Origin of the sequence: Streptomyces sp. NPDC056987 (assembly GCF_042673865.1) — a bacterium.
In the GTDB taxonomy this organism is placed as follows: domain Bacteria; phylum Actinomycetota; class Actinomycetes; order Streptomycetales; family Streptomycetaceae; genus Streptomyces.
This window is the reverse complement of the sequence record NZ_JBHURV010000092.1, coordinates 1-1648: the sequence shown is the minus strand read 5'-3', so window position 1 is coordinate 1648 and position 1648 is coordinate 1. Positions and strand designations below refer to the sequence as shown.

Sequence of the window (1648 nt, the reverse complement as noted above, 5' to 3'; positions counted from 1 at the left end):
AGAAAAGGCACTCTGCCAAATCTATTCCGAAGTATTGCATCGGCCCGAAATTCGCGTCGACGACGATTTCTTCGCCCTGGGCGGCCATTCACTGACGGCCACCAGGATCGTGAGCCGGATCCGCGCACGGCTCATGGTCGACCTGCCGCTTCGCGATTTGTTCGAGCGGCGAACCCCGGCCGGCCTCGCCGCGGCTGTTGAGACGGCAATTCGATCCAGTATTCCTTTGCAGACGCGACCGCGCCCGGCCAAGATTCCGCTGTCGTTCGCGCAGGAGCGGCTGTGGTTCCTGCACCGTCTGGAGGGTCCGAGCCCCACCTACAATGTCCCCCTCGTCCAGCGCATGACCGGGCACCTAGATTCCGAGGCGCTTGTCGCGGCGCTGGCCGATGTTGTTCGTCGTCACGAAATCCTGCGCACCGTCTACCCTGAGGTGGACGGAAATCCAGTCCAGGAGGTGATTCCGGCCGACTCCGCGAACCCGATGATATTTGTCGATACCGTCGATGTCTGTGACTTGGCGGATCGACTGAGTGTGGCAGTCGCCTATTCGTTCGACCTGGACAGCGAAATTCCGTTCCGGGCAACACTTTTCCGAATCACCCCTACCGAACATGTACTGGCACTGGTGATCCACCACATTGCCTGCGACGGCTGGTCCCTCGGTCCGTTGGCGGAGGACCTGGGCAGGGCTTATGCGGCATGGTGCAGTGGTGATGCGCCAGTCTGGTCGCCGTTGCCCGTGCAGTACGTTGACTACACGTTGTGGCAACGGGAACTGCTGGGCAAGGTCGGTGACCAGGACAGTGCCGGTTCCAGCCAGATGCGGTTCTGGGCCGACGTCCTGGCGGGATTGCCGGACGAGATCGGATTGCCGTTCGACCGTCCGCGTCCCGCGGCGGCGTCCTACCAGGGTGGTGCCGTCGATTTCGTGGTGAGCGCCGACGTGCACGCGGGACTGGCGGACTTGGCGCGTCGGACCGGTTCTACCCCGTTCATGGTGTTCCAAGCGGCGCTGTCGTTGCTGCTGGCGAAGGTGTCCGGTGGTGCTGACATCCCGATCGGCGCCCCCATTGCCGGTCGTGGCGACGAAGCGTTGGACGGCCTGATCGGGTTCTTCGTGAACACCCTTGTCCTGCGGACCGATGTCTCGGGTGATCCGACCTTCGCGGGGTTGCTGGCCCGAATCCGCGAGACGGACCTGGCGGCCTTCGCACACCAGGACGTCCCGTTCGAGCAGCTCGTCCGCGAACTGAACCCGGCCCGATCTGCCGGCCGGCACCCGCTGTTCCAGGTGCTGATGGCGTTCAACAGCAACCTCGCCAGCACCACAGTCGGTCTGCCCGGTCTGACCGTGCAGCCCGAGCCCTATCCGCAGAACGGAGCCAAGTTCGACCTATTGTTCGGACTGCGCGAGAAATTTGGCCCCGATGGTGAACCTCTCGGCGTCAAAGGCACGATCGAGTACAGCATCGACCTGTTCGACCACGACACCATTGTTTTATTGGCAGGGCGGCTGCACCGCATTCTCGAAGCCATCGTGGGCAATGCCAACCTGCGGCTCAGTGAGTTTGATGTGCTGGCCTCAGCAGAACGTGCGCAGATCCTTACTGAGTGGAACAACACTGCGTGCGATATTCCGCCGTCC

Annotated in this window: 1 protein-coding gene; it reads left to right on the top strand. The window is 62.7% G+C overall.

The genetic code is table 11. From position 1 onward, the window contains the following. Positions 1–1648: condensation domain-containing protein (locus ACFTZC_RS41930; RefSeq protein WP_382899362.1), on the top strand; the 1648-nt coding region annotated here is incomplete at both ends.